This is a genomic window from Candidatus Sericytochromatia bacterium (genome assembly GCA_035285325.1).
GTDB lineage: Bacteria > Cyanobacteriota > Sericytochromatia > S15B-MN24 > JAQBPE01 > JAYKJB01.
Genome location: JAYKJB010000017.1, coordinates 1 through 5,720, shown reverse-complemented (window position 1 = coordinate 5,720; position 5,720 = coordinate 1). Strand labels below are relative to the sequence as shown.

Annotated in this window: 7 protein-coding genes; all 7 read right to left on the bottom strand. The window is 68.5% G+C overall.

Translation table 11 applies throughout. From position 1 onward, the window contains the following. The coding region (locus VKP62_02955) for a hypothetical protein (GenBank protein ID MEB3196140.1) at positions 1–394 on the bottom strand (394 nt) is incomplete at its 3' end. 2 nt (positions 395–396) lie between these two features. Continuing rightward, a complete protein-coding gene (locus VKP62_02950) occupies positions 397–2,169 on the bottom strand; it encodes a bifunctional DNA primase/polymerase (protein ID MEB3196139.1) in 1,773 nt (590 codons plus the stop codon). Positions 2,170–2,207: 38 nt separating this feature from the next. Continuing rightward, positions 2,208–3,254 (bottom strand): HNH endonuclease signature motif containing protein, encoded by a 1,047-nt coding sequence (locus tag VKP62_02945; GenBank protein ID MEB3196138.1) that lies wholly within the window; start codon positions 3,252–3,254, stop codon positions 2,208–2,210. Further along, complete coding sequence (locus tag VKP62_02940; protein ID MEB3196137.1) at positions 3,254–3,640, bottom strand: hypothetical protein; 387 nt, start codon at positions 3,638–3,640, stop codon at positions 3,254–3,256. Before VKP62_02940 ends, VKP62_02945 begins: the two co-directional genes overlap by 1 nt. Further along, positions 3,637–5,034 (bottom strand): site-specific integrase, encoded by a 1,398-nt coding sequence (locus VKP62_02935; GenBank protein MEB3196136.1) that lies wholly within the window; start codon positions 5,032–5,034, stop codon positions 3,637–3,639. The genes VKP62_02940 and VKP62_02935 overlap by 4 nt, the downstream gene beginning before the upstream one ends. Next, entirely contained in the window at positions 5,031–5,366 is a 336-nt protein-coding gene (locus VKP62_02930; GenBank protein ID MEB3196135.1) for a hypothetical protein, read from the bottom strand. The genes VKP62_02935 and VKP62_02930 overlap by 4 nt, the downstream gene beginning before the upstream one ends. Then, the coding region (locus VKP62_02925; protein MEB3196134.1) for a hypothetical protein at positions 5,363–5,720 on the bottom strand (358 nt) is incomplete at its 5' end. The genes VKP62_02930 and VKP62_02925, both read right to left, overlap by 4 nt.

Here is a 5,720-nt window from a genome sequence, read left to right as displayed (position 1 = left end):
GGCCAAGCCCCGCGCCATACTTGGCATCGGCCCGCGCCTCACGCCTCGCTTGGCAATGCTGGCAGCGGCAATCGCGCACCGGGCGGGGATGGTTGCGGTGGGCATGGACACGGGCATAGTTCTCGGCATTGTCCCGCAGCCGGTTCTCGCGGCAGTAGATGCACCAGCAGCGGGGCTTCGGGGTCTTGCGGTCGGCGCACGACTTCGAAGGGCGGCGGAAGGGATTGTCGCCAAAGCGTTCGATGCGGGGTCGCCCACGCGGGCGGGCCAGCCCTGCCTCACGGACGGCGTATTGCACCGTGCTGAGGCTGACGCCGACCTGCGCGGCGATGGTGGCCAGCGGAGTTGCGTTGGTCGCGAGGGTCAGGATGGTGGTCCGGGTCTCGTCGGTCATCGTCAGAGTTCGTAGCGGTCGGCCCAGCTGCGGGCCAAGCCTGGGGGCAGGTAGTCAATGACGCGGCCACTCGCGACCGCGAGCTTGACGGCACGATCCCGCGCACTGTCATCCAGTCGGGACTTGCGGCAGGTCACCGACATCGCATTGGGCTCCTCGAACTCGCGGGTCTCCTTAAGGCCCTCGCGCAGCAGCTGCAGGTTTTCCGCGGTCGGGCTTTCCTTGAGTACCCGCGACAGCATCAGCACGGTTGACGCCTCCTCGCTGATGCCGGAGGACTCCTTCAGTCGCTTGAGGGTCGGCGGGAAGTAGCGATCCAGAGGGTGCGGGTCTTGGTTTAACTGGGCCGCCGCCACCACGACCACACCGTACTCCCGGGCGACATCGCGGAGCGCCCGTGCGGCCTCGGTCACCTGCACCCGGTAGTTGCTGGTGGCTGGGCCAAAGTCCATGCGGTGGAAGTGGTCGACCACCACCACCCGGATGCCCGCTTCCGCCACGGCCCGGCCCACCCATTGCGCGAGGCGCGTGATCGTAATGCGGCGGTCGGGCGGGAAATGCACGAAGGGGTTCTCGGCTTGCTCGGCCAGCATGGCCTCATGCGCCTCCTGGCTCCCTTCAGGCAGGCTGGCCCAGTCATTCCGGGCCACGCTGACCCAGGGCAGCCCCAGCTGCCACGCAGCCCACTGCCGCCGCAGGTCGGATGGGTCCAACTCGAGCGGCACATACAGCACCGGCACCTTGGCCTCGGCCCACCCCTCCATCTGCGACATCAGGAAGGCGGTCTTGCCGTTCCCGGTAATCGCGCCGACCATGTGGACCTCGCCGGGCAGCAGCGGCCCCATCAGCCGGTTGAGGTCATGCCAACGCCAGCGCGGGGCGTTCGACAAGTCCTGCCGCCCGCGGCTGATCGCCTCATCCCGTTGCGCCTCGCGAAGCGCGGGCAGGGTTGGCTCCTCCACCACGGGCGCATCGGGCGCGGCCAGCTGCAGCGTGGTGCCCGTGGCGGTGCGGCGGGTGGGCTTGCGGGCCTCCGCCGCGGCGATGCTTCGCACGACCGCCTCGACCTCGGGACTAGGCAGGGGCTCGGGCCACTTGGCGTTTAGCCCATCGGCCATCGCCTGGACGGTCGCGATGTCATGCCCCTGCGCAAACGCCCAGCCCACGAATCGCGTGAGCGTGTGGTTGCGGGTGCCGCTCTGCACCGTGAGGAACGGCAGCATCCACGCGGGTAGCCGATCCGGGGGCGGGGCACTGCGATCCGCCTGGCCCTGCAGGCGTGGGACGAGACCAGGCGGCAGCAGCGCCACATCCTCGAGGCGGCCGACCCACCGGTACTTGGTGCCGGTGACATGCGTGGACGGCGGGAGCAGGACGTAGCCCATGTCACCGCGCACATCGAGCTTCGCCCCCAGCTGGCCGTTGGGGATGTGTCCGCCCGGATGGCGATACCAGCGATGCCGCCCGCGCCCGGTGGTCACCTCGAGCGTGGGTTCCGCGAGCAGTCCCAGCGCCTGGGCGGTCGCCTCGCCCTCCGGCCCGTCGATGTCGAGGACGACATAGCCCGATGGCCCCGGCAGGCACCCCACGTTGGCCGTGGGCCACTGCAGCCACCACTGCCGCACTTGCGCGACATCGGCACTGGCTTCGCGCAGGCCCCGCGAGGGGCGCGGGTGCTTGCCGGGGCTGGGGCAGTCGGCCAGCGGACAGGTGCAGCGGCCTCCGACTATGCCGTGGAGCGGCACCAGCACGAAGCCGCGCTCAGCGTAGGCCACCGCCATGCGCCCCACGGCGCTCAGGTCGGGCTGCGCGGTCATGCGATCCGCCCCAAGATCTTGGCCGCCTCGGGCGTCATGTCGCCGGTCACCGGGTCGTACAGCTGGATCGTTGGCGAGGCCACCGGGCCATAGTCATCCAGGTACGGCTTGGCCTCGCCGAAGAAGGTCGCGGCGTGTTTGATGTACTTGCCCGGAATCTTCTCCCGCTCGACGTAGGCGGCATACGCCCGCACCCCCGCGAGGATCGCCGCGGGGTCTTCGCCCGCCCGGACCCGAGCGAGGTAGGCTTTCCACGCCTTGCCCTTGGGGTTGGCTGGCCGTTTGGGGTACGCCGCCCAAGCGGCCTCAAAATCAGCCCGCAGGGCGACATCTTGGTTCTGATCGTTGGTCGTAGGTACTGATACTGATACTGGTACTGATACTGATATGGTTCGACGAGCCCTCGACGACTTGTCGTCGAACGCTCGACGATTCCTCGCCGAAAGGGCATTACCGGCCTTCGTGCGATTGCAGCTAAGGCATAGCAGCTGAAGGTTTTGCGGCGTGTCACCTCCACCATCGCGTACAGCCACGATGTGGTCGATTTCGCCCAACGTGGGGTCATTATCGTACCGATTGGCCTTGCCGCGCTTGCAGGTCACGCCACACCGCGCACACATCCCCTGCGCGAGTGTCCACACACGGTCGGCCAGTGCCCTCGCCAGCCGCTTGCGTGGTGCCGGTGGTACGGCCTGTGGGGCCTCCTCGACATCTCCGGCAATGGGGGGCAGGCAGGCGCGATAGTTCGGCCGGTCAATCTTCTGGTGCTTGGTAAACCCGACGATCTGAATGACGCGCTGGCCGCTTTCCGTGACCCCGCGCCGGAGTCGGCCGATTGCCGCCAGCGTGTCCACGGGCTTGGCCGCGGACTGGCTGGTCATCGGGTAAATGAAGGCGTCGATCTGCTTCTGGTTGTCGACCAGTCGGCCTGCATCATCGGCCATGCTGATCAGGCCCAAGAAGACCAGGCGCGTGGACGAGTCCAGTGGGGCCAACTTCTCGTCCACCCAAAACTCGGGCTTGATGGTGCGAATCCGCGGCATTATCGCGTCCAGGTCTTCGCCCGGCCGACCAGCCCCGGCGTCACGCAGTCATGCCACGACATGTGGCAGCGATCACAGGTCCAGACCTGCGGCCACTTCTCCGCATCAGGCATCAGCGCCCGTGGCGCGAGGTGATGCCACTGCAGCTTCGTCACCGCACCGCACACCTGGCACGGCTGCGGCTGCCAGCCATTGTTGACGCGAGGCAGCTGATCGAGGTCGGTGCCCGGTGGCAGTTCAGCCTTCGGCACCCACGGGCCAGCATGCCCGAGGTCGCGGGTGGCGATGCGGTCGCACGGCTGGCAGTAGTAGCACAGGTGGTCGATATGGCCGGGGTACACGGCCAGCGCAGGCGGGCGGCCACACCCCTGACACAGCCCACTCACGGGCACCCCCAGGCATCGCCCGGCAGGCGCACGGGCTGGCATCGATTCTGGGGGCCGTTTGGGGGCCTTTTAATCTGGCCTTCGGGCGCGTTTCGGGGGGTTTCGGTGTCGTTTCGGTCATCGTCAACCCCTGAAATACCAACAACTTCCGGGGTTTCGCCTGACCGAAAATCCGCTAGGTTGTAGGTTCGATTCCTACGCGGCGCACTCTGTAAAGGCTTACGCTTCATCAACTTACGCGGTGGCAGGGTTTCGGGGTTTGGGGCCAAAGGGCTGTTTGGGGGCTGTTTGGCGTCGAGGGCCGCGAACGCCAGCTTCACTCGATCATCCCGACCCTTGAGGTAGCGACTCGCCACCCGCAGATCGGTGTCGTTGATGGCCGACATGGCCGCGCCGATGTCTCCGGTCTCCGCCAGCACATCGTTGAACAGCATCCGGCGCAGGCCGTGGGCCGCTCGCCGCTCCCGGTGGGGCACTCCAGCCGCATCCTCGGCCCGCCTGAGCGCCGCCCACAGCGACTGCCCGGAGTAGACCTCACGGCCCGACTTCTTGCTGCCGACCGGGAACACCCAGCCGGTGCCGCCCGTCCTGGGGCGCACGGCCTCAAGGATCGCGAGCGACTTGGCCCGCAGCGGCTGCGTCCACTCCCGGCCCACCTTGTCGTAGGCAGCCCGCCAGGTGACCGTGCCGGAGGCCGGGTCGATGTCTTCCCACCGCAGGTGCAGGACCGCGTTCTGCCGAACGCCCTGTAGCCCGCACAAGGCCAGCACGGCATGCGCCCGCCATGTCCGGCTCCCCTCAAGCGGAAGGTGCGCCAGGATGGCGTCCAGCTCCTCCTGGCGGTATTCGCCGGGCGGGGTCAGCCGCTGCTCCTTGGCCACCTTGTACCGATAGTCCCGCATCTCGTCGCGGCTGATGTAGCGGAGCCGGTGCCCCCAGCTGTAGACCGTCTTCACGGTCTTGAGGATCTGCCCGATGGTGGAGGGGGCGAGCCCGCGGCCCTCAAGGTGGCCCCGGAAGGCGGTAATGGTCTGCATGCCCAGGTCTTCCGCGACCCGCTCCGGGCTCACATACGCTTCCCATTGCCGCCAGTACTGGGCGTAGAGGCGCTGGGTCTTGGGGCGCAGGGTGGGGAACTCCGCCTCGGCATACTTGAGCCAGAGCTCCTGGGTGGTGAGCGGCACCGGCCCGGCCACCGGCTTCACCCGGTACTCGGCGAACGCCTTGGCCCAGACCACCGCTTCCTTCCGGGCCTCCTTGGTGTTGGGCCACGACTTCTTCCGGCGCAGCCCCTTGTCGCGCCAGACGGCCACGATGCGGTCGCCCTCCACGAACAGGCTGACCGTGTGCCCGTGGTCGCCGTAGCGCCCCTGTCCCAACCGTGTGCGTGTCATGTGAGTCGCTGGGCCTCCCGAATGGCGTCTGCCCGTGCGGCCTCGAGGTTGGGCCGCCGCGGGACGATCACCCGACGATACCACCGCCTGCGGCCATCGCGCCGGGCCATGCCGATCACTTCCCATTCCGGCAGCTGGCCCCGGAGCCAGTTGGCGCTGCGGCCTGAGCGGGCCACGGCCTCCTCCTCGGTCAGCCAGTCCAGGTACGCCGCCATGCACTGGCGCACCCGATCACAGACGGATTCGATGCTGTCGGCTTGCACCTTGTGGCCATGTCGCCGGAGCAGGGCCGCCTCCTCGCGCACATCGGCCAGCAGCTGTTCCAGATTCACGCGGCCTCCATCGCCGTCCACACCCGGCACCCATCCCGTTCGTCGCCCGTGGGGCGGGCCAGTCCCAGCCGTTCCAATTCCGGCAGCCGCCGCTGCGCCCCGGTGTGCCAGTTGAGGCGCTGGTCGATTTCCCGATAGGTGAGGTCGCCATACTGGCGCAGCACGGCCAGCACACAGGCCCGCTGGCCACTGGCCGCGGGGGCGGCCCGCTCCGCCGCCTGATGGCTGGTGACGGGATCAGTCGCCCGCGCCCTGGTCTCGGGCGCGAACAGCGGCAGGTCGGCCGCCTGCTGGGCCGCGCCCGCCATGAGGTGCTGGGCGACCAGCTTGTGCCAGCCGTGGCTCACCGCCGCG

Coding starts and splice junctions, on each gene's coding strand:
- VKP62_02935 (MEB3196136.1), bottom strand. CDS start 5,034: ATGACACGCACACGGTTGGGACAGGGGCGCTACGGCGACCACGGGCAC.
- VKP62_02945 (MEB3196138.1), bottom strand. CDS start 3,254: ATGCCGCGGATTCGCACCATCAAGCCCGAGTTTTGGGTGGACGAGAAG.